Origin of the sequence: Nocardioides marmotae, assembly GCF_013177455.1 — a bacterium.
Lineage (GTDB): Bacteria > Actinomycetota > Actinomycetes > Propionibacteriales > Nocardioidaceae > Nocardioides > Nocardioides marmotae.
The window spans coordinates 2052742-2072461 of the sequence record NZ_CP053660.1; the positions used below are offsets into that span (position 1 = coordinate 2052742).

Annotated in this window: 22 protein-coding genes; 17 read left to right on the forward strand and 5 right to left on the reverse strand. The window is 72.8% G+C overall.

The annotated features are described in order from the left end of the window. The first annotated feature begins 1 nt into the window (after position 1). Together HPC71_RS09915 and HPC71_RS09920 are read left to right on the forward strand one after the other, a co-directional pair. A complete protein-coding gene (locus HPC71_RS09915) occupies positions 2-364 on the forward strand; it encodes a hypothetical protein (RefSeq protein WP_154611709.1) in 363 nt (120 codons plus the stop codon). Further along, a complete protein-coding gene (locus tag HPC71_RS09920; RefSeq protein WP_171896636.1) occupies positions 357-800 on the forward strand; it encodes a hypothetical protein in 444 nt (147 codons plus the stop codon). Before HPC71_RS09915 ends, HPC71_RS09920 begins: the two co-directional genes overlap by 8 nt. On the opposite strand, the gene HPC71_RS09925 is transcribed toward HPC71_RS09920, so the two are convergent. The 3 genes from HPC71_RS09925 to HPC71_RS09935 form a co-directional block, all read right to left on the reverse strand. Then, positions 797-1462 carry a glycerophosphodiester phosphodiesterase gene (locus HPC71_RS09925; RefSeq protein ID WP_154614417.1) on the reverse strand — a complete coding sequence of 222 codons (666 nt, stop codon included), beginning with the start codon at positions 1460-1462 and terminating at the stop codon, positions 797-799. The genes HPC71_RS09920 and HPC71_RS09925 overlap by 4 nt on opposite strands. Then, positions 1459-2196, reverse strand: coding sequence for a phosphatase PAP2 family protein (locus HPC71_RS09930; RefSeq protein ID WP_154611707.1), 738 nt, complete (start codon positions 2194-2196; stop codon positions 1459-1461). The genes HPC71_RS09925 and HPC71_RS09930 overlap by 4 nt, the downstream gene beginning before the upstream one ends. Positions 2197-2338: 142 nt before the next feature. Beyond that, entirely contained in the window at positions 2339-3352 is a 1014-nt protein-coding gene (locus tag HPC71_RS09935) for a lysylphosphatidylglycerol synthase domain-containing protein (RefSeq protein ID WP_154614416.1), read from the reverse strand. Between the two features lie 175 nt (positions 3353-3527). On the opposite strand from HPC71_RS09935, the gene HPC71_RS09940 reads away from it, so the two are divergent. The 11 genes from HPC71_RS09940 (at position 3528) to HPC71_RS09990 (ending at position 12503) form a co-directional block, all read left to right on the forward strand. Beyond that, positions 3528-4364, forward strand: coding sequence for a helix-turn-helix transcriptional regulator (locus HPC71_RS09940; protein ID WP_171896637.1), 837 nt, complete (start codon positions 3528-3530; stop codon positions 4362-4364). Beyond that, the gene (sufB, locus tag HPC71_RS09945; RefSeq protein ID WP_154611705.1) at positions 4361-5779 is read left to right on the forward strand and encodes a Fe-S cluster assembly protein SufB; all 1419 of its coding nucleotides are present in this window, start codon (positions 4361-4363) and stop codon (positions 5777-5779) included. The genes HPC71_RS09940 and sufB overlap by 4 nt, the downstream gene beginning before the upstream one ends. Before the next feature lie 55 nt (positions 5780-5834). After that, positions 5835-7043, forward strand: coding sequence for a Fe-S cluster assembly protein SufD (gene sufD / locus HPC71_RS09950; RefSeq protein WP_154611704.1), 1209 nt, complete (start codon positions 5835-5837; stop codon positions 7041-7043). Further along, positions 7040-7387 carry a non-heme iron oxygenase ferredoxin subunit gene (locus tag HPC71_RS09955; RefSeq protein WP_171896639.1) on the forward strand — a complete coding sequence of 116 codons (348 nt, stop codon included), beginning with the start codon at positions 7040-7042 and terminating at the stop codon, positions 7385-7387. Before sufD ends, HPC71_RS09955 begins: the two co-directional genes overlap by 4 nt. Beyond that, complete coding sequence (gene sufC / locus HPC71_RS09960; protein WP_154611703.1) at positions 7384-8145, forward strand: Fe-S cluster assembly ATPase SufC; 762 nt, start codon at positions 7384-7386, stop codon at positions 8143-8145. Before HPC71_RS09955 ends, sufC begins: the two co-directional genes overlap by 4 nt. After that, complete coding sequence (locus tag HPC71_RS09965) at positions 8142-9407, forward strand: cysteine desulfurase (RefSeq protein ID WP_154614415.1); 1266 nt, start codon at positions 8142-8144, stop codon at positions 9405-9407. The genes sufC and HPC71_RS09965 overlap by 4 nt, the downstream gene beginning before the upstream one ends. Positions 9408-9411: 4 nt before the next feature. After that, entirely contained in the window at positions 9412-9861 is a 450-nt protein-coding gene (gene sufU, locus HPC71_RS09970; protein WP_154611702.1) for a Fe-S cluster assembly sulfur transfer protein SufU, read from the forward strand. Further along, a complete protein-coding gene (locus HPC71_RS09975) occupies positions 9858-10241 on the forward strand; it encodes a metal-sulfur cluster assembly factor (RefSeq protein WP_154611701.1) in 384 nt (127 codons plus the stop codon). The genes sufU and HPC71_RS09975 overlap by 4 nt, the downstream gene beginning before the upstream one ends. Before the next feature lie 7 nt (positions 10242-10248). Beyond that, a complete protein-coding gene (locus HPC71_RS09980) occupies positions 10249-10809 on the forward strand; it encodes an ASCH domain-containing protein (protein ID WP_171896640.1) in 561 nt (186 codons plus the stop codon). After that, entirely contained in the window at positions 10806-11444 is a 639-nt protein-coding gene (locus tag HPC71_RS09985) for an acVLRF1 family peptidyl-tRNA hydrolase (RefSeq protein ID WP_171896641.1), read from the forward strand. The genes HPC71_RS09980 and HPC71_RS09985 overlap by 4 nt, the downstream gene beginning before the upstream one ends. A gap of 153 nt (positions 11445-11597) precedes the next feature. After that, on the forward strand, positions 11598-12503 hold the full coding sequence (locus HPC71_RS09990; RefSeq protein WP_154614414.1) for a phosphotransferase: 906 nt from the start codon (positions 11598-11600) through the stop codon (positions 12501-12503). A 192-nt stretch (positions 12504-12695) separates the two neighbouring features. Here HPC71_RS09990 and ypfJ read toward each other — a convergent pair whose 3' ends face one another. Then, positions 12696-13652, reverse strand: coding sequence for a KPN_02809 family neutral zinc metallopeptidase (gene ypfJ, locus HPC71_RS09995; protein WP_154614413.1), 957 nt, complete (start codon positions 13650-13652; stop codon positions 12696-12698). 66 nt (positions 13653-13718) lie between these two features. Here ypfJ and abc-f point away from each other — a divergent pair, with 66 nt between their 5' ends. The 4 genes from abc-f to HPC71_RS10015 all read left to right on the forward strand — a co-directional run bounded on the left by abc-f (position 13719) and on the right by HPC71_RS10015 (position 18880). After that, positions 13719-15317, forward strand: coding sequence for a ribosomal protection-like ABC-F family protein (gene abc-f / locus HPC71_RS10000; protein WP_154611698.1), 1599 nt, complete (start codon positions 13719-13721; stop codon positions 15315-15317). Between the two features lie 102 nt (positions 15318-15419). Continuing rightward, positions 15420-16223: an enoyl-CoA hydratase/isomerase family protein gene (locus HPC71_RS10005; RefSeq protein WP_154614412.1), complete on the forward strand. Its 804-nt coding sequence runs from the start codon at positions 15420-15422 to the stop codon at positions 16221-16223. A 10-nt stretch (positions 16224-16233) separates the two neighbouring features. Next, on the forward strand, positions 16234-18108 hold the full coding sequence (locus HPC71_RS10010; protein ID WP_154614411.1) for an ABC transporter ATP-binding protein: 1875 nt from the start codon (positions 16234-16236) through the stop codon (positions 18106-18108). Between the two features lie 13 nt (positions 18109-18121). Beyond that, positions 18122-18880, forward strand: a complete 759-nt coding sequence (locus HPC71_RS10015; RefSeq protein ID WP_154614410.1) for an SDR family oxidoreductase — start codon at positions 18122-18124, stop codon at positions 18878-18880. On the opposite strand, the gene HPC71_RS10020 is transcribed toward HPC71_RS10015, so the two are convergent. Further along, a complete protein-coding gene (locus HPC71_RS10020) occupies positions 18766-19686 on the reverse strand; it encodes an SURF1 family cytochrome oxidase biogenesis protein (RefSeq protein WP_171896642.1) in 921 nt (306 codons plus the stop codon). The genes HPC71_RS10015 and HPC71_RS10020 overlap by 115 nt on opposite strands. Between the last annotated feature and the right edge of the window lie 34 nt (positions 19687-19720).

Below are 19720 nucleotides of genomic sequence, written 5' to 3' on the forward strand. Positions count from 1 at the left end.
CGTGAACGCACTGCTCCTCTGGGCCGTGCTGGCCCTCACGCTGGTGGCCGTCGTGATGGTCGTGGTCCACCTCGTCCGCGACGAGACGGCCGGGGACCCGACCTTCCTCGCCCTCGCGGTCGTCGAGGTCGTGCTGCTGGTCCAGGCGGTCGTCGGCGGCGTGGCACTCGCGGGGACCGAGCGCGACGTCGCCGGCGTGACGTTCGTCAGCTACCTGGTCTCGATCCTGCTCGTCCTGCCCATCGGCGCCTTCTGGTCGCTGGCCGAGCGCAGCCGGGCGGGGACGACGGTGCTGCTGGTCGCGCTGCTGACGGTGGCCGCGCTCGAGGTGCGCCTCTGGTCGCTGTGGGCCGTCGGTGGCTGAGCGCGCCGAGGCCCTCTCGCACGGCTGGGGCCGGGTCCTCGTCGCGGTCTACGCGGTCTTCGCGGTCGCCTCGACCGGGCGCTCCCTGGTCCAGCTCGGCACCAAGGCCGACGAGGCGCCGCTGGCCTACACGCTCTCGCTCGTCGCCGCACTGGTGTACGTCGCCGCCACGACCTGCCTGCTGGTCGGCGGGCGCCGCGGCTGGTGGGCCGCCCTGGTGGCCGTCGCGGTCGAGGCCGTCGGCGTGCTCGCGGTCGGGACCCTGTCCTACGTCTCGCCCGAGCTCTTCCCCGACCGCACGGTGTGGTCCCACTTCGGCCAGGGCTACGGCTTCCTCCCGCTCGTGCTGCCGTTCCTGGGCATCGCCTGGCTCCGGCACACCCGGTGGGTCGCCGCCGGGCCCGGGGCTCCCGAGGGTCGGTCTCCGCAGGGCTAGCCCGAGCGCCGGCCGGCCACGGCGGCGAGCACGTCGGGCTCGTCGGTGATGATCCCGTTCGCGCCGACGTCCAGCGCCCGGGCCAACGTGGCCGCGTCGTTGATCGGCCAGGTCATGACGACCTCGACGTGCTCGCGCAGCGAGGCCACCACGGAAGGGTCCAGGAGCGAGAGGTGCACGGAGACGCCGTACGGCGCCCGCAGCCGCACCCGCCGGTGCAGCGCCCGCAGCTCCACGCCCGTGCGGGCCGAGAGCACGGGGCGCACGTAGGGCAGCCGGGCGACCTCGTCGACGGCGGGCCAGTAGCGCCCGCACGCCAGGATCGGCCGCTCGGGACCCAGGCCGTGGCCCAGCTCGTGCAGCTGCGCGGCCACGGCGAGCCCGGTCCGCGCCCGGCGGCCCTTGAGGTCGAGCATGAACGTCGTCCCGCCGCGGTCGGCCGAGAGCAGCTCGGCCAGCCCCAGCCGCGGCGCCCACGCCGAGCGCAGCTCCCAGCGGTCCCACAGGAAGGGGAGCGGCCCGGCGGTCTTGGTGTGCCGCACCTCGAGCCGGCCGCGGTGGGCGTGGACGTCGCACTCGATGACGTCGGCCCCGAGCAGGTTCGCCGCGTGCAGGCCACCGAGCGAGTTGCCCGCCCGGTGGGCGATGGCCAGGACGCTCATCGCGCGGCTCGCAGCCGTCGTCGTCGCGCGAGGGCCCGGGCCGGGACGGTCGCCGCCAGCGCGATCGCGATGCCCGCCACGACGTCGAGCAGGTAGTGGTTGGCGGTGACGACCACGGCGAGGACCATCAGGACCGGCAGCGCGGAGGCCAGGAGCCGCAGCGGCAGCGAGGAGGTCGCGGCCACGATCGCCATCGCCACGAGGAGGTCCCAGCCGGCGTGCAGGCTCGGCATGGCGGCGTACTGGTTGACGAACGCGGGCGGCTGGAGGACGCGGTAGGCCTCCGAGGACTGGCTCACGGTGTCGACCAGGCCCAGGCCGGCCAGGCGCGGCGGCGCCACCGGGAAGAGGGCGAAGACGACCATCCCGATCGCGCCGGAGATCATCATCGAGTCCCGCAGCCACAAGAAGTTGTCGCGGTGCTGCCAGGCCAGCCACACCATGGTCACGATGATGACCGGCCAGTGCCCCCAGATGTAGATCCAGTTCGCGACCGTCTCCACCCTGCCGTAGGACTCCAGCGGCGCCTGCGCGACCTCCTCGAGGTCGATCCCGAGCCACCGCTCGAAGGAGACCACCAGGCGCGCGTTCTCCTGCGCGCGATCGACCCGGCCCTCGGTGAGGCCGCGGACGCCGAAGTAGACGAGGACCGCGAGGGTCACCACCACCGCCTGGCCGAGCACCCAGGGGAGCTGTGAGCGCACCGCGGTGGTCGCCGGTGGGGACAGGCGCATCGGAGACCTCGTAGGTGCGTGGCAGGGACGGGCGGCGCTGGCGCAGCGCCCGCGGGATCCCTCCCATGCTGGCCACGCGCGGCCGTCTGACCACTGCCGAAGGTCCCGGCGCGCCGGGCCCTGGTGGTCCCGCCGGGGCGGCTCAGGCCGCGGCCGGCACCGGCCCCTCGGAACCTCGCGAAGCCGCCCGGCGGGCGAGCAGCAGGCTGACGCCGCCGAGCAGGAGGGCCGGCAGCCAGGCCACGGCGGCCTTCAGGGAGACGGCCGCGGCCGCTGCGGTCCAGGGGACGCCGGCGGCGGCCAGGGCCAGGACGAGCGCGCCGTCGCGGGGGCTGGCGCCGTTGGGCCCGGGGACCGCGCCGGCGAGCTGGCTGGCCCCGAAGGCCCCCAGCGCGACCATCGGCGAGATCCCGTGCCCGGTCGCGGCGACGGTGCCGAGGAGCAGCCCGGCGATCGTGGCCTGGTAGAGCGCCGAGAGCCAGAACCCGTGGAGGAGCTGACGGGGCCGCGGCAGCGGCCGGGTCGGCAGCCACTCCGGCCGGACCTTGCGCAGGACGAGCACGACCACCACGGCGGCGACCGACACGCCGATGGCGACGGCCAGGGTGCGGGCCGGCAGGGCCGTGCCCGCGAAGACGACGAAGGCCGCCAGGCCGAGCGCCCCGACCAGCCGGTCGGTGCCGACGCTCAGCACGGCGTCGCCGCGGGCCACCCCGACCCGGCGCAGCCGGTGCATCCGCCACAGGTCCGCCCCGACGTGGCCGGGCGTGACCAGCCCCAGCAGCTCGGACTCGGCGTAGGCACGCAGGTGCCACCTGCGGCTCAGGCCCGCGCCGGTGAGCGCGCGCCACCGCAGCGGGCACGCGACGTACTTGCCGAGCACCCAGGGCACGAGGCCGAGCAGCAGCGGCACCACCGACACGTCGGGCAGGCGGGGCAGGGTCACGGCGGGGACGATCAGGCTCACGGCGACGCCGACGACCAGGGCGGTCCGCGACTGCGCGGCCCGGTTCAGCCGGGCGCCGGCGCGGCGCCACCAGGAGGCCGGGAGGTCGCTCGGCGGCTTGCTCGTCGTTTCGGGCTGCTGGGTGGTCTGCTGGGTGGTCTGCTGGGCGGCCGGGGAGGGCTGCGGGCCGATGAGTGGCGAGAGGGTCATCTCAGGGAAGGGTGTCTCGGGGGTCCGTTGTCCTCGAGCGGTCTCGAGCTGGTTCCAGTCTGGCTCGGGACTTCAAGGGTCCCCAGGGCCGCATGCGAGAGCCCGGTCACACGACGGGCGCCGGTTAGGGTTACCTTCCTTGAAGCGCCCCCGGCATTAACGTCACACTGGCGTAGTGGAATTCGAGGAGGCCCGCCCCGCGGGCGACCAGCCGACGCGTCAGCGCGTCGCCCGGTCGATCCTCGTCGATGGTCCCTCGACCGCCGCGGCGCTCGCCGAGCGCCTGGCGCTGACCCCGGCGGCGGTGCGTCGCCACCTCGACCAGCTGGTCGAGGAAGGCGCCGTCGAGGCCCGTGAGCCGCGCACCTCGGCCACCCGTGGCCGCGGCCGCCCGGCGAAGGTGTTCGCGCTGACCGAGGTCGGTCGCGACAGCTTCGACCAGCACTACGACGACCTCGCCGTGCAGGCGCTGCGGTTCCTGCGCGAGACCGGCGGCGAGGACGCCGTCCGGGAATTCGCGAGCCGCCGCGTGGCTTTCATCCCCGAGCGGTTCGACGAGCTCGTCGAGCAGCACCCGGAGCTCAGCCCGGCGGAGGTCCTGGCCCGCGTCCTCACCGACGAGGGCTACGCCGCCGCGGTGCGTGACGTGCCGGTGGGGGAGCAGCTGTGCCAGCAGCACTGCCCCGTCAGCCACGTCGCCCACGAGTTCCCGCAGCTGTGCGAGGCGGAGACCGAGGCGATCGCCTTGGTGCTCGGCAGCCACGTGCAGCGGCTGGCCACCATCGCCCACGGCGACGGGGTCTGCACCACCTGCATCCCGAGCATCCCGGCACCTACCGAGCAGGACGACAGCGTGGCGCCGGCCGCGCAGCGGCACGGGGCGCAGCCCCGTCGCGACACGCTCGTCCCATCCACACAGACCAGCGCGGCGCCGGCCGCGCAGCGGCACGGGGCGCAGCCCCGTCGCGACACGCTCGTCCCATCCACACAGAAGGAGACGGTCACCCCATGACCTCCATCGAGGAGCTCAACCCCGAGCTCAAGGGCATCGGCCGCTACGAGTTCGGCTGGGCCGACCCGGACACCGCGGGTGCGACCGCCAAGCGTGGCCTCAACGAGGACGTCGTCCGCGACATCTCCTCGAAGAAGAGCGAGCCGCAGTGGATGCTCGACCTGCGCCTGAAGGGCCTCAAGCTCTTCGGCCGCAAGCCGATGCCGACCTGGGGCTCCGACCTCGGCGGGATCGACTTCGACAACATCAAGTACTTCGTCCGGTCCAGCGAGAAGCAGGCCGCGACCTGGGACGACCTCCCCGAGGACATCAAGAACACCTACGACAAGCTCGGCATCCCCGAGGCGGAGAAGCAGCGCCTGGTCTCCGGTGTCGCCGCGCAGTACGAGTCCGAGGTCGTCTACCACTCGATCCGCGAGGACCTCGAGGCGCAGGGCGTGCTCTTCCTCGACACCGACACCGCGCTCAAGGAGCAGCCCGAGCTGTTCAAGGAGTACTTCGGCACCGTCATCCCCGTCGGTGACAACAAGTTCTCCGCGCTGAACACCGCGGTCTGGTCCGGCGGCTCGTTCATCTACGTGCCCAAGGGCGTCCACGTCGACATCCCGCTCCAGGCCTACTTCCGGATCAACACCGAGAACATGGGCCAGTTCGAGCGGACGCTGATCATCGCCGACGAGGACTCCTACGTGCACTACGTCGAGGGCTGCACGGCGCCGATCTACTCCTCGGACTCCCTGCACTCCGCCGTGGTGGAGATCATCGTGAAGAAGGGCGCCCGCGTCCGCTACACGACCATCCAGAACTGGTCGAACAACGTCTACAACCTCGTCACCAAGCGCGCGACCTGCGAGGCCGGCGCGACGATGGAGTGGGTCGACGGCAACATCGGCTCCAAGGTGACGATGAAGTACCCGGCCGTCTACCTCATGGGCGAGCACGCCAAGGGCGAGACGCTCTCGATCGCCTTCGCCGGCGAGGGCCAGCACCAGGACGCCGGCGCCAAGATGGTCCACGCCGCGCCGAACACCTCGAGCTCGATCCTCTCCAAGTCCGTCGCGCGCGGCGGCGGCCGCACCTCCTACCGCGGCCTGATCCAGGTCAACGAGGGCGCCCACGGCTCGAAGTCCAACGTGCTGTGCGACGCGCTGCTGGTCGACCAGATCAGCCGCTCGGACACCTACCCCTACGTCGACATCCGCGAGGACGACGTGTCCATGGGCCACGAGGCGAGTGTCTCGAAGGTCTCCGACGACCAGCTCTTCTACCTCATGTCGCGCGGCATGGAGGAGGACGAGGCGATGGCGATGATCGTCCGCGGCTTCGTGGAGCCGATCGCCAAGGAGCTGCCGATGGAGTACGCCCTGGAGCTGAACCGCCTGATCGAGCTGCAGATGGAGGGCGCGGTCGGCTGATCGCCGCCCGTCGTTCCGCCCCGTCGATTCCCCAGAAGGACAAACCGTAGTGACCGTGACTGACACCGACCCGGCCATCGCGCGCGACAGCGTCGCGAGCGCGCTCGAGCAGGACCGGGTGGAGTCCCACCTCAACCCGCCGCCGTCGTACGACCTCGCCGACCACCCGCTCCCCACCGGGCGCGAGGAGGTGTGGCGCTTCACCCCGCTCAAGCGGCTGCGCGGCATCCTCGACGGCGAGGCCTCCGCGACCAAGCTGCGTCGCGAGGTCTCCCTGCCCGAGGGCGTGACCCTCACCGAGATCACCGCCGAGCAGGCGCGTGAGCTCGGCGAGCTCGCGCCCAACGACCGGCCCTCCGCGCTGGCCGTCGCCAACGCCGGCGGCGCCGTGCTGCTCGACGTCCCGGCCGACCTCGAGCTCGAGACCACCGACCCCGTCGTGGTCACGCTGACCGGCGAGAACGCCGACGACCTCGTGTGGGGCCATGTCGTGGTCCGCCTCGGGCGCCACTCCAAGGCCACCATCGTGCTGCGCCACACCGGCTCGGCGCGGTACGCCGCCACCACGACCGTGGTCGTGGGCGACGGCGCCGAGCTCAACATGGTCTCCCTGCAGGACTGGGACGACGACGCGGTCCACCTGGGCCGCGACGCGATCCGGGTCGGCCGCGACGCGAGCGTCAAGCACACCTCGGTGAGCTTCGGCGGCGACGTGGTCCGGATGCACGCCAACGTCGAGTACGACGGCCCCGGCGGGCACGCCGAGCTGCTCGGGCTGTACTTCGCCGACGCCGGCCAGCACCTCGAGCACCGGCTCTTCGCCGACCACAACCAGCCGCGGACGAAGTCCAACGTCGCCTACAAGGGTGCGCTGCAGGGCAAGGGCGCGCGGACGGTCTGGATCGGCAACGTGCTGATCCGCAAGGTCGCCGAGGGCATCGAGACCTACGAGGAGAACCGCAACCTCGTGCTCACCGACGGCTGCCAGGCCGACTCGGTGCCGAACCTGGAGATCGAGACCGGCGAGATCGAGGGCGCGGGCCACGCGTCGGCGACCGCCCGCTTCGACGACGAGCAGCTGTTCTACCTGCGCTCGCGCGGCGTCTCCGACGCCGAGGCGCGCCGCCTGGTGCTGCACGGGTTCTTCAACGACCTGATCCGCAAGGTCGGCATCCCCTCCCTGGAGGAGCAGCTGACCGCCACCGTCGAGGCCGAGCTGGCCAAGAACGTCCTCGACGGCCTGCCGCCGGTGGGCTCCTCGTGACCTTCGAGCGTGCCTGCTGGCTGAGCGACGTACCCGACGACGAGGCCCTCGGCGTCACCGTCGGCGCCTACGACGTCGCGATCGCCCGCAACGGCGACGAGGTCTTCGCGCTGCAGGACCTCTGCTCCCACGCCGCGGTCTCGCTCAGCGAGGGCGAGGTCGCGGACTGCGCGGTCGAGTGCTGGCTGCACGGCTCCCGCTTCGACCTCCGCACCGGCAAGCCCACCGGCCTCCCGGCCACCGAACCCGTCGCGACCTTCCCCGTAGAGGTCCGCGAATCCCCCGACGGACCGAGCGTCTACGTCGACACCACCACCACCCTGAACGGAGTCACCCCCTCATGAGCGAGCTCGTCATCAAGGACCTGCAGGTGTCCGTGGACACCGAGGACGGTCCCAAGGAGATCCTCAAGGGCGTCACGCTGACCATCGGGTCCGGCGAGACCCACGCGATCATGGGCCCCAACGGGTCCGGCAAGTCGACGCTGGCCTACTCCATCGCCGGCCACCCGAAGTACACGATCACCGGCGGCAGCGTCACCCTCGACGGTGAGGACGTCCTCACGATGTCGGTCGACGAGCGTGCCCGCGCCGGCCTGTTCCTCGCGATGCAGTACCCCGTCGAGGTCCCCGGCGTCTCGGTCTCGAACTTCCTGCGCACCGCCAAGACCGCGATCGACGGCGAGGCCCCCAAGCTGCGCACCTGGGTCAAGGACGTCAACGGCGCCCTCCAGCGGCTCAACCTCGACCCGACCTTCGGCACCCGGTCGGTCAACGAGGGCTTCTCCGGTGGCGAGAAGAAGCGCCACGAGATCGCCCAGCTCGAGCTGCTCAACCCGAAGGTCGCGATCCTCGACGAGACCGACTCCGGCCTCGACATCGACGCGCTGAAGGTCGTCTCCGAGGGCGTCAACCGCTTCCGCGAGCAGGAGGGCAAGGGCGTCCTGCTGATCACGCACTACACGCGGATCCTGCGCTACATCAAGCCCGACTTCGTCCACGTCTTCGTGGCCGGCAAGGTCGCCGCCTCCGGCGGCCCCGAGCTCGCCGACGAGCTCGAGGCCGAGGGGTACGACAAGTACCTCAAGGCAGCGGCGGTCTGATCGTGCTCCCAGGGCTCCTCCCCGAGCTGGAGGTCATCCGCAAGGACTTCCCGATCCTCGAGCGCACGCTCGCGGGCGGGGTCCCGCTGGTGTACCTCGACAGCGCGAACACCTCGCAGAAGCCGCAGTGCGTGATCGACGCGATGGTCGACCACCTCGAGCGGCACAACGCGAACGTCGCGCGCGCCATGCACCAGCTCGGGGCGGAGTCCTCCGAGGCGTTCGAGAACGCGCGCGACGTGGTCGCCCGCTTCATCGGCGCGCCGAGCCGCGACGAGGTGGTCTTCACCAAGAACGCCTCCGAGGCGCTCAACCTGGTCGCCAACACCCTGGCCTGGGCCACCGGTGACCTGGCGATCGGTGCCGGCGACGAGGTCGTCATCACCGAGATGGAGCACCACTCCAACATCGTGCCGTGGCAGATGCTCACCGAGCGCAAGGGCGCCACGCTGCGCTGGTTCGGGCTCACCGAGACCGGCGAGCTCGACCTCTCCGAGATCGACTCGTTGATCACCGAGCGGACCAAGGTCGTCTCGCTGACCTGGGTCTCGAACATGCTCGGCACGATCAACCCGGTCGCCGAGATCGCCCGTCGCGCCCACGAGGTCGGCGCGATCGTGGTGGTCGACGCCTCGCAGGCCGCGCCGCAGCTGCCGGTCGACGTCACCGAGGTCGACGCCGACGTGCTGGTCTTCACCGGCCACAAGGTCGTCGGCCCGACCGGCATCGGCGTGCTGTGGGGCAAGCGGTCGCTGCTCGAGCAGCTGCCGCCGTTCCTCGGTGGCGGCGAGATGATCGAGACCGTCCGCATGGAGCGGTCGACGTACGCCGGGATCCCGCACAAGTTCGAGGCCGGCACCCCGCCGATCGTCGAGGCCGTGGGCCTCGGCGCGGCGCTGGACTACCTCGCGGCGGTCGGGATGGAGAACATCCACCGCCACGAGCAGGCGATCACCGGCTACGCGCTCGAGGGCCTCGCCACGATCCCGGGCCTGCGGGTCCTCGGGCCGCTGGACGCCACCCGGCGCGGGGGAGCGATCGCCTTCGAGATGGACGGGGTGCACCCCCACGACATCGCCCAGGTGCTCGACTCCCGCGGCATCGCGGTGCGGGCCGGTCACCACTGCGCCAAGCCCGCGCACGCCCGCTTCGGGGTGCAGAGCACGACCCGGATGTCGTCGTACCTCTACACGACCCCCGCGGAGATCGACGCCCTCGTGGAGGGCCTCGAGCACACCCGCGCGTACTTCAAGGTGGGCTGAGAAGATGAACGCCGAGCTCGACTCGCTGTACCAGGAGATCATCCTGGACCACTACAAGAACCCCCACCACGCCGGTCTGCGGGAGCCCTACGAGGCCGAGGTGCACCACGTGAACCCGACCTGCGGCGACGAGGTGACGCTGCGCGTCCACATCGCCGACGGGACGGTCGCCGACGTGTCGTACGACGCCGTCGGCTGCTCGATCTCCCAGGCGTCCGCGTCGGTGATGACCGACCTCGTGATCGGCAAGCCGGTCGACGAGGCGATGTCGGTGCACGAGGAGTTCCTGACCCTGATGCAGGGCAAGGGGACCGTCGAGCCCGACGAGGACGTGCTGGAGGACGGCATCGCCTTCGCCGGTGTGGCGAAGTTCCCCGCGCGCGTGAAGTGCGCGCTTCTGTCGTGGATGGCCTGGAAGGACGCCACGGCCCGATCCCTGGAGGAGACCCGATGACCGAGCTCGACCACTCCGACCTGCCGGAGGTCCCCGAGGCCACCGGTGCTCCCGCCCCGGCGGGCTCCTCGACCGTGTCGCCCGAGGAGGTGACCGAGGCGATGAAGGACGTCGTCGACCCCGAGCTGGGGATCAACGTCGTCGACCTGGGCCTGGTCTACGACGTGCACGTCGACGAGGGCTCCAACGTCGTCCTCGACATGACGCTGACCTCGGCGGCCTGCCCGCTGACCGACGTCATCCAGGACCAGACCAACGCCGCGCTCGAGGGCCTGGTCAACGACGTCGCGATCAACTGGGTCTGGATGCCGCCGTGGGGCCCGGACAAGATCACCGAGGACGGCCGCGAGCAGCTGCGCGCCCTCGGCTTCAACGTCTGAGCCTGGCGTGACCGACACCGCGAGCGACCCCGCGAGCGACCCCGCGAACGTCCTCGCGAGCGACCTCGCGAGCGATCCCGAGGTCGAGACCTTCTGGGTGCTCGCCCGCCGGCAGGCCAAGCTCGAGCGGCTGCCGGCCTACTTCGGCCCCTCGGGGCTGGTCTCGCTCCCGCCGCCGGCGTGGTCCTTCGGGGCCACGCCGGAGCAGGCCGACGAGCTCGCCGGGCTGGTGCTCGACGGGGTCAAGACCGCGACCGCCAGCGCGGCCGAGGACTACGCCCTCGAGGGCGAGCCGCTGCCCGAGCCGGGCACGCTCGGCATCGTGCTCGACGGCGGCGGCCACCCCCGCGCGCTGGTCGCCACGACCGAGGTCCGCGTCGTCGCCTTCGAGGAGGTCGACGAGGCCCATGCCCACGCCGAGGGCGAGGGGGACCGGACGCTGGCGACCTGGCGTGCCCGCCACGAGGCGTTCTTCCGCGACGTCGACCCGCACGGCCGAGGCTTCCGCCCCGACATGCCGGTCGTCCTGGAGCGGTTCAAGGTCCTGCACCCCAAGCCCGGCCGGTGAGCCCGGGCGCCGCCGGTTCCCGCCCGTCGGTGGTGCTGGTGCCCGCCCAGCGCTGGCCGCGGTGGGTGCTGAACTTCCAGGGCCGCCACGGCGCCACCGCCCTCGAGGTCACCTCCGGGGACCTGTTCGGCGCCGCGGCCGACGGCTCCACCTTCGCCGCCTCGCTGCCCTTCGCGGAGCGGTACGCCGGCCTGCCGGACGCCGAGGCCTTCGCCGCCGCCTGCGCCGCGCCCGAGGACTGGGGCGTGCTGCTCGTGCGCAAGGGCGGCTTCGCGATGGCCCGGGTCGCAGGCAGGACCGTCGTGGACTCCAAGGTCGGCCAGCGCCACGTCCAGGGCCGCACCAAGGCCGGTGGCCAGAGCCAGCAGCGGTTCGCCCGCCGGCGCGACAACCAGGCGCGGGCCGCCTACGAGGCCGCGGCCGGCCACGCCGCCCGGATCCTCCACGGCCTGTCCGGTCCGCTCGTCACCGGCGGGGACCGGGCCGCCGTCGAGGAGGTCCTGGCCGGGCCGCCGCTCGACCGGCTCACCGTCGTCGGTCCCTGGCTCGCCGTACCCGATCCGCGCCGGGCGGTCCTCGACGCGGCCGTCCTCGACGCCTGCGCGGTGCAGGTGGCCGTCCACAACGCTTCCTGACGCTGGTGCTCGGCCGCCTCGTGATGCCCAGCGTGCGCCGGGGCGCACGCTGGGCATCACGAGAGCGGTCGCGGGGCCCGTTCGGTGGCCGGGTCGTGCCGGGTTGTGCGCGCCTGCGTGACGCGGACCGCGGGCGTGGCTAGCGTCCAGGCCATGTGGCAGCCGGAGCCGGGATGGCTGGCGGTTCCCGGCGGGCGCGGTGCGTCGACCGTCGGGGTCTGGCGCACGGTCCTCGGCGACCAGCCGGTCGTGGTCAAGCGCCTCGCGCGCCCGCTCCCCGGCGACCCGGTCGAGCTGTCGGACCCCCACCACCCGGCGTACTGGCGACGCGCCGCGGACGTCCTGGTCGAGAGGCTCGTCGTCGCGACGCCGGGGCTGCGCGCGGAGCCGCAGGCGGCGGCCGAGGAGGACACCGAGGGCATCACGCTGACCCAGGCGTGGGTCGAGGACGCCGCCAACAGCGGGCTGTTCGTGGCCCGCTGCCTGGGCAGGTTCGCCGGCGCCGCGCTGGCCGCGCCGGCGCTCGCCCGCGACCAGCTGCGCAGCCGGATGCTCCGCGTCGAGCACCGCGGCGGGTGGCCGACGCTCGCGCGGACCACGGTGGCCGACGTCGCCGACCACCTGTGGCGACGTCGTACGACGCTGCTCGCCGAGCTCGACGCGCTGCCGCAGGTCGCCCAGCACGGCGACCCGACGCCGGCCAACCTGCCGGGCCGCGAGGGCGACGACGTGCTCGCGATCGACTGGGGCACGCTCGGGCACGGCCCGGTCGGGGCCGACCTCGGCTACTACTCGCTGCTGGCCCGCGAGGAGCTCGACCCGCTGGTCGACGCCTACCTGCTCGGGCTGCCCGACGGACTGGCGACGGCCGACCAGGTGCGGCACGCGGCGCGGGTGACCGCGGTGCTCACCGCTCTCAACGGCGCCGAGTGGGCACTGGCCCGCGCCGCCGGCGGCGAGGGTGCGCTCGCCGGCAAGTTCCGCCACCCCGCGGTCGCCCCGCACCTGCGCGCCCTCCAGCGCCAGGCCCCGCACGTCGAGGCGTTGCTCGGCCGCTGAGCGCTGGTGGGCGGGCCACGTTTCATCGGCCGGCCGACAAAGCTCCCGGTTGGCCGATGGAACTTCATCGTCCCGGCGCCAGTTTCATCGGCCGGCCGATGAACCTCCCGGTTGGCCGATAAAACTTCAGCGTCCCGGCGCCAGTTCCACCGGCCGGCCGATGAAACGTCGCGCAGCGCGCCCGGTACGGCCTCAGAGCCGGTCGGCGGCGAAGGTGTCGCAGGCCTCGAGCGAGCCGGTGTCGTACCCGGTCTCGAACCAGCGCACGCGCATCGCGGCCGAGCCGTGGGTCCAGGACTCCTCGGTGACCTGGCCCTGGGTCTTCTGCTGGATGCGGTCGTCGCCGACGGCCTCGGCCGCGGCCACCGCCTCCTCGACGTCCTGGCGGGTCAGCTCGCTGATCAGCACGTTGCCGTCGGCGTCCTCGGTCGAGGTGGCCGCGCGGGCCCACATCCCGGCGTAGCAGTCGGCCTGCAGCTCCAACCGCACCGCGTCGCTGGTCGGGCCCTGCTGGGTGCGGACGCGGCCCATGGTGCCGAGGAGGTTCTGGATGTGGTGGCCGTACTCGTGGGCGAGCACGTAGGGCTCGACGAACCCGCCGCTGGGCCCGCCGAGCTGCCGGTCGAGCACCTCCTCGAAGAAGGTCGTGTCGAGGTAGATCGAGGAGTCCGGCGGGCAGTAGAATGGCCCCACGGCGGAGCTGGCGCCGCCGCACCCGGTCTGGGTCGAGCCGGAGAACGTCGCGAGCTGCTCGACCGGCCGGAACCGGTTGCCGAGCTCGTCGGACCAGAAGTCGTGCAGGGAGTTCTCGACCGCGACGCGGGCGCAGTCGACGTCGTCGTTGGCGTCCTCACCGGTCCGGCAGTTCTCGTAGCGGTCGGTGTCGGCGAACCGGCCGGTGTCGTACGCCGCGCCCCCGCCGCCGCCGAGCCCCGGCACGCCGCCGCCGACGCACTGCACGAGCACGAACAGCAGGACCAGGACGATCACGCCGCCGATGCCGCCGCCGGTCCGCATCCCACCGGGGACGGGCATGCGCGCCCCGCCCAGCCCGCCACCGCGCCCGCCGCGCCCGAACCCGCCGCCGCTACCCCGGCCACGGTCACGGACCCGCCCCGTGTCCAGGCGGGCCTTGGGGTTGAAGCGCATGGTGACTCCTCACACGTCCGTGCCGGTTCGTGGCTGGGCCCGTACCCACCTAGACTCGGTGCCCTCATGATCACCGCCACCCAGCTGGAAGTCCGAGCGGGCGCGCGACTGCTCATGGAGAACGTCAGCTTCCGGGTCGCGCCCGGGGACAAGATCGGTCTGGTCGGGCGCAACGGCGCCGGCAAGACCACGCTGACCAAGATCCTCGCCGGGGAGGGGCAGCCCGCCGCCGGCACGGTCACGACCACCAGCGAGGTCGGCTACCTGCCGCAGGACCCCCGCACGGGTGACCCGGAGGTCCTCGCCCGCGACCGCATCCTGTCCGCGCGCGGGCTCGACGACGTCGTACGCCGCCTGCGCGACGCCGAGACGGGGATGGGCAGCGACGACCCGAACGTGCGCGACAAGGCGATGCGCCGCTACGAGCGCGCCGACGCCGAGCTGCACGCCGGGGGCGGGTACGCCGCGGAGTCCGAGGCCGCGGTCATCGCGCACAGCCTGGGCATCGAGGACCGCATCCTGGCCCAGCCGCTGAAGACCCTCTCCGGTGGCCAGCGTCGTCGCGTCGAGCTGGCCCGCATCCTCTTCTCCGGCGCCGAGATCCTCATCCTCGACGAGCCGACCAACCACCTCGACGCCGACTCGATCGTGTGGCTGCGCGACTTCCTCAAGGCCCACCGCGGCGGGTTCATCGTGATCAGCCACGACAACGGGCTGCTGGAGGAGACCGTCAACAAGGTCCTCCACCTCGACGCCAACCGCGGCGAGATCGACGTCTACAACATGGGCTGGAAGGACTACCTCGTCCAGCGCGAGACCGACGAGCGGCGCCGCAAGCGCGAGCGCGCCAACGCCGAGACCAAGGCCAAGACGCTGACCGACCAGGCCAACCGGATGCGTGCGAAGGCCAGCAAGGCCTCGGCGGCGCAGTCGATGCTCAAGCGGGCCGAGAAGATGATGGCCGGGCTCGAGGGGGAGCGGCAGGCCGACAAGGTCGCGCGGATCGTCTTCCCCAAGCCCGCTGCCTGTGGCAAGACCCCGCTCACCGCGACCGGCCTGTCGAAGTCCTACGGGTCGCTCGAGGTCTTCACCGACGTCGACCTGGCGATCGACAAGGGCTCGCGGGTGGTCATCCTGGGCCTCAACGGCGCCGGCAAGACCACGATGCTGCGCATCCTGGCCGGCGTCGACCAGGCCGACACCGGCGAGGTCGTGCCGGGCCACGGGCTCAAGGTCGGCTACTACGCCCAGGAGCACGAGACGCTCGACACCGACCGGACCGTGCTGGAGAACATGCAGTCCGCGGCGCCGCAGCTCACCGACACCGAGGCGCGCTCGGTGCTCGGCTCGTTCCTCTTCTCCGGCGAGGACGCCCACAAGCCCGCGAAGGTCCTCTCCGGTGGGGAGAAGACGCGCCTCGCGCTGGCCTCGCTGGTCGTCTCCAGCGCCAACGTGCTGCTGCTCGACGAGCCCACCAACAACCTCGACCCCGCCTCGCGCGAGGAGGTGCTGGCCGCGATCCGCTCCTACGAGGGCGCGATCGTGCTGGTCACCCACGACGAGGGCGCGGTCCGCGCGCTCGAGCCGGACCGGGTGCTGCTGCTGCCCGACGGCGACGAGGACCTGTGGAACGAGGGGTACGCCGACCTGGTGTCGCTGGCCTGAGGCCGGCCCGGCCACGGCGACCGTCCCGGGCGGTCGTTGGTGGTGGGCTGGTGGTGGGGGCTGTCGGCGGGGCTGTCGGCGGGCGGACCTAGGCTCGCGCCCATGACGACACCCTCACCGGAGACCCTCGCCGCGGCGGGTCTGCAGCTGGACCTCACCGGCCCGGTCGCGACGATCACGCTCGACCGGCCCGACGTGCGGAACGCGCAGACCCCGGCGATGTGGCGCGCGCTGGCCGACCTGGGCGAGGCGTTGCCCGGCGACGTACGCGTGGTGGTGGTGCGGGGCAACGGCGCCGCGTTCTCGGCCGGCCTGGACCGCCGGCTGCTCGACCCCTCGTCGGTCGGCGGCGAGGAGGAGTCGGTGGCCGGGCTGGTGATGCTCTCCGACGAGGAGCTCTCCGCGACGATCGACGCCTACCAGCGGGGCTTCACGTTCCTGCGCGACCCGCGGTTCGTCTCGGTCGCGGCGGTGCACGGGTACGCCATCGGCGCCGGCTTCCAGCTCGCGCTCGCCTGCGACCTGCGGGTCCTGTCCACCGACGCGCAGCTGTCGATGAAGGAGGCCGCCCTCGGGCTGGTGCCGGACCTGACGGGAACAAAGCCGCTGGTCGACAGCGTTGGCTACGCCAGGGCACTGGAGATCTGCGCGACCGCGCGGATGGTGGGTGCAGACGAGGCCGTGCGGATCGGCCTGGCGCTCGCCGCCGTGCCGACCGAGGAGCTCGACTCCACGGTCGCCGACCTGGTCCAGGCCCTGGTCGCGCCCCTCCCGGGCGCGGTCCGCGAGATCAAGGAGCTCCTCCAGGGGGCGCAGGAGCGGGACCTCGAGACGCAGCGACGCCTCGAGCGCGAGGCGCAGGTGCGCCGGTTCCGCGAGATGGCCGCCCTCGCGGGAGGTAGGTGAAGGAGCAGCGATGTCGGGGATGTACGGCGCAGGCGCCGCGTGGCGCCACCTGAGGTCGGACCGGAGCGTGGTCGACAACCGGATCACCGGCGCAACGCTGCGCCGGGTGCTGGGCTTCGCCCGCCCGCACCGGCGCACCATCGCGGTCTTCCTCGTCCTGACCGTCATCGACGCCGCGATGGTGGTGGTCACGCCGCTGCTGGTTCAGCGCGTGGTCGACGACGGCATCTTGAAGAACGACGCCCGCCTGGTCACCGTGCTCGCCCTGGCGATGGCCGGGGTCGCGGTCCTCAACGCCCTCCTGGCGGTCCTCGGCGGCTGGTTGTCCTCGAAGATCGGTGAGGGGCTCATCTACGACCTGCGGACCCAGGTCTTCGGGCACGTCCAGCGCCAGTCGCTGGCGTTCTTCACCCGCACCCAGACCGGCGCCCTGGTCTCCCGGCTCAACAACGACGTCATCGGCGCCCAGCGGGCGTTCACCTCGACGCTGTCCAGCACGGTGTCGAACACCATCGCCGTGCTCGTCGTCGGCATCGCGATGTTCGCGCTCAGCTGGCAGGTGACGCTGCTGTGCCTGGCGATGTTCCCGATCCTCTTCGGCGTCTCCCGGTTCGTCAGCAGCAAGCTCGCCGGGCTCACCCGGCGCCAGATGGACGGCAACGCCGACCTCGGCAACGTGATGACCGAGCGCTTCAACGTCGGCGGCGCGATGCTGCTCAAGCTCTTCGGCCGCCGCGGCGAGGAGGACGCGCTGTTCGCCGACAAGGCGGCCAACGTCCGCGACCTCGGCGTGCGGATCTCCCTGATCACCCGCATCTTCGGCGCCGCGATGATGCTCGTCCCGGCGCTCGCCACGGCGCTGGTGTACGGCGTCGGCGGGCACCTAGCCATCGACGGCACCCTCACCGTCGGCACGCTCCTGGCGCTGGCCACCCTGCTGCTGCGGCTGCTCGGGCCGCTCCAGGGCCTCTCCAACGTCCGCATCGACGTGATGACCGCGCTGGTCAGCTTCGAGCGGGTCTTCGAGGTGCTCGACCTGCCCTCGTTGGTCCGCGAGAAGCCCGGCGCGGTCGCCCTGCCGCCGACGGCGTCGCGCCTGGAGTTCGACCACGTCTCGTTCAGCTACCCCCGCGCCGACGACGTGTCGCTGGCGTCCCTGGAGACCGTGGCCCGCACGGAGTCCCGCGACAACGGCCCGGTGCTCCACGACATCTCCTTCGTCGCCGACGCCGGGCAGATGATCGCCCTGGTCGGCCCCTCGGGCGCGGGCAAGACGACCGTCACCCACCTGGTGGCCAGGCTCTACGACGTGAACGGCGGCGCCGTGCGCGTCGGCGGCCACGACGTCCGCGACGTGACCCTCCAGTCCCTGGAGGACACCGTCGGGTACGTCACCCAGGACGCCCACATGTTCCACGACACGATCCGGGCCAACCTGCTCTACGCCCGGCCCGGCGCCTCCGACGAGGAGATCTGGCAGGCCCTCGAGGCCGCTCAGGTCTCCACCCTCGTCCGGGCCCTGCCCGACGGGCTCGACACGGTGGTCGGGGACCGCGGCTACCGCCTCTCCGGTGGGGAGCGGCAGCGCCTGGCCATCGCCCGGCTGCTGCTCAAGGCACCCTCGATCGTCGTGCTCGACGAGGCGACCGCGCACCTCGACTCCGGCTCGGAGGTCGCCGTCCAGCGCGCGCTGGACGCCGCGCACGCGGGCCGCACCTCGCTGGTCATCGCCCACCGGCTCTCCACGGTGCGCAACGCCGACCAGATCCTGGTCGTCCAGGACGGCCGGATCGTCCAGTCGGGCACCCACACCCAGCTGCTCGCCCAGGGCGGGCTGTACGCCGACCTGTACCGCACCCAGCTGGTCGAGGACGTCCCGGCGTGAGCGGCGCCCACTGATGGACCTCCAGCTGACCGACCGGGTCCTCCTGGTCACCGGCGGCGCCCGCGGCCTCGGCCGGGCCACCGCGGAGGTGCTCGTGGCCGAGGGCGCCCGCGTGGTGCTCTCGGGCCGCTCGGAGGACTCGCTCGCCGCCGCGCGGGCGGAGCTGGGGCCCGACCGCGTGGCGACCGTCGTCGCCGACAACGCCGACCCCGCGACGCCCGGCCGGCTCCTCGCCGCGGCGCACGACGCCTTCGGCAGGCTCGACGGGGCGCTGGTCAGCGTCGGCGGTCCGCCCGCGGGGACGGTGCTGGAGGCGAGCGACGAGCAGTGGCGCGACGCCTTCGACTCGGTGTTCCTCGGCGCGGTGCGGATCTGCCGCACGGTCGTCGAGGCGCTGCCCGCGGGCGGGTCGCTGGCGCTGGTGCTCTCCTCCAGCGTCCGGTCACCCCTGGCCGGGCTCGCCGTCTCCAACGGGCTGCGCCCCGGCCTGGCCATGGTCGCCAAGACGCTGGCCGACGAGGTCGGGCCACGCGGCGTACGCGTCAACGGGCTGCTGCCCGGCCGCGTCGCGACCGACCGGGTGGCCGAGCTCGACGCGCTCGCCGACGACCCGGCGGCCGAGCGCGCCCGGGCCGAGGCGGCGATCCCGCTGCGTCGCTACGGCCGGCCGGAGGAGTTCGGGCGGGCGGCGGCGTTCCTGCTCTCGCCCGCGGCGTCGTTCGTCTCCGGCGTGATGCTGCCGGTCGACGGCGGGGCGCTGCGGGCGCTCTGAGCGGGCTCCCGCGGCGGACGCTTGCCGGTGCGCGGGTCGGCCTTGGGACGCGGCGGTCGACGGGAGCCGCGCTGGCCGTGCGGGCCGCGCTTGAGCTCGTCGTAGGCGAGGTAGAGGAAGCCGAAGATCGCGAGCACCCCGAAGAACCACCACTGGAGCCCGTAGAAGAAGTGCGGGCCGTCATTCTGCTCGGGCAGGTCGCGCGGGGTGAGCGTCTCCGCGGGCTCGGGGTCCTCCGAGCGCAGGTCGACGAAGCCGCCGTACGTCGGCCGGCCGATCGCCTCGCCGATCTCCTCGCTCGAGACCGCGCGGGTGCTGCCGTCCACGACCCGCGTGCTGTCGCCGGTGCCGTCGGCGCGCACGTAGCCGGTGATCGTCACCTCGCCGCTCGGCGGGTCGGGGACCCCCTCGGCGTCGCCGCCGCGGTTGTCGGTGGGCATCCAGCCGCGGTCGACCACCAGGGCGGTGCCGTCGGCGGTGATGAGCGGGACGACCACCTCGATGCCGGCCTCGCCGTCGCGGGTGCGGTACCGGACGATGACGGTGTCCTCGACGGCGTACTCGCCGGTCGCGGTGACCACCCGCCACTCGTCGTCCTCGGCGACGTCGCCGCCGGGGGAGAGGACCTCGGCGACCGGGGCCGGCTCGAGGTTCTCGTTGCGCTCGACGACGGCGTTGCTGCTGCGGCGGTCCTCGAGCCGGTCGAACTGCCAGTTGCCGAGCCACCAGGTCGCCCAGGCGACGCCGACGATGGCCAGGGCGAAGAAGGCCCACCGTCGACTCAGCAGGATCCGGAACCGACGCACCCCCCGAGGCTATCCGCCGCCGGACCCGTTCCCA

What these genes read in the sequence shown, in the direction of transcription:
- HPC71_RS10005 (WP_154614412.1), top strand. Translation starts at nt 15,420, where the DNA reads ATGACGACACCCTCACCGGAGACCCTCGCCGCGGCGGGTCTGCAGCTG.
- HPC71_RS09975 (WP_154611701.1), top strand. Translation starts at nt 9,858, where the DNA reads ATGACCGAGCTCGACCACTCCGACCTGCCGGAGGTCCCCGAGGCCACC.
- sufU (WP_154611702.1), top strand. Translation starts at nt 9,412, where the DNA reads ATGAACGCCGAGCTCGACTCGCTGTACCAGGAGATCATCCTGGACCAC.
- sufC (WP_154611703.1), top strand. Translation starts at nt 7,384, where the DNA reads ATGAGCGAGCTCGTCATCAAGGACCTGCAGGTGTCCGTGGACACCGAG.
- ypfJ (WP_154614413.1), bottom strand. Translation starts at nt 13,652, where the DNA reads ATGCGCTTCAACCCCAAGGCCCGCCTGGACACGGGGCGGGTCCGTGAC.
- HPC71_RS09925 (WP_154614417.1), bottom strand. Translation starts at nt 1,462, where the DNA reads ATGAGCGTCCTGGCCATCGCCCACCGGGCGGGCAACTCGCTCGGTGGC.
- HPC71_RS09990 (WP_154614414.1), top strand. Translation starts at nt 11,598, where the DNA reads ATGTGGCAGCCGGAGCCGGGATGGCTGGCGGTTCCCGGCGGGCGCGGT.
- HPC71_RS09930 (WP_154611707.1), bottom strand. Translation starts at nt 2,196, where the DNA reads ATGCGCCTGTCCCCACCGGCGACCACCGCGGTGCGCTCACAGCTCCCC.
- abc-f (WP_154611698.1), top strand. Translation starts at nt 13,719, where the DNA reads ATGATCACCGCCACCCAGCTGGAAGTCCGAGCGGGCGCGCGACTGCTC.
- HPC71_RS09935 (WP_154614416.1), bottom strand. Translation starts at nt 3,352, where the DNA reads ATGACCCTCTCGCCACTCATCGGCCCGCAGCCCTCCCCGGCCGCCCAG.
- HPC71_RS10015 (WP_154614410.1), top strand. Translation starts at nt 18,122, where the DNA reads ATGGACCTCCAGCTGACCGACCGGGTCCTCCTGGTCACCGGCGGCGCC.
- sufB (WP_154611705.1), top strand. Translation starts at nt 4,361, where the DNA reads ATGACCTCCATCGAGGAGCTCAACCCCGAGCTCAAGGGCATCGGCCGC.
- HPC71_RS10010 (WP_154614411.1), top strand. Translation starts at nt 16,234, where the DNA reads ATGTCGGGGATGTACGGCGCAGGCGCCGCGTGGCGCCACCTGAGGTCG.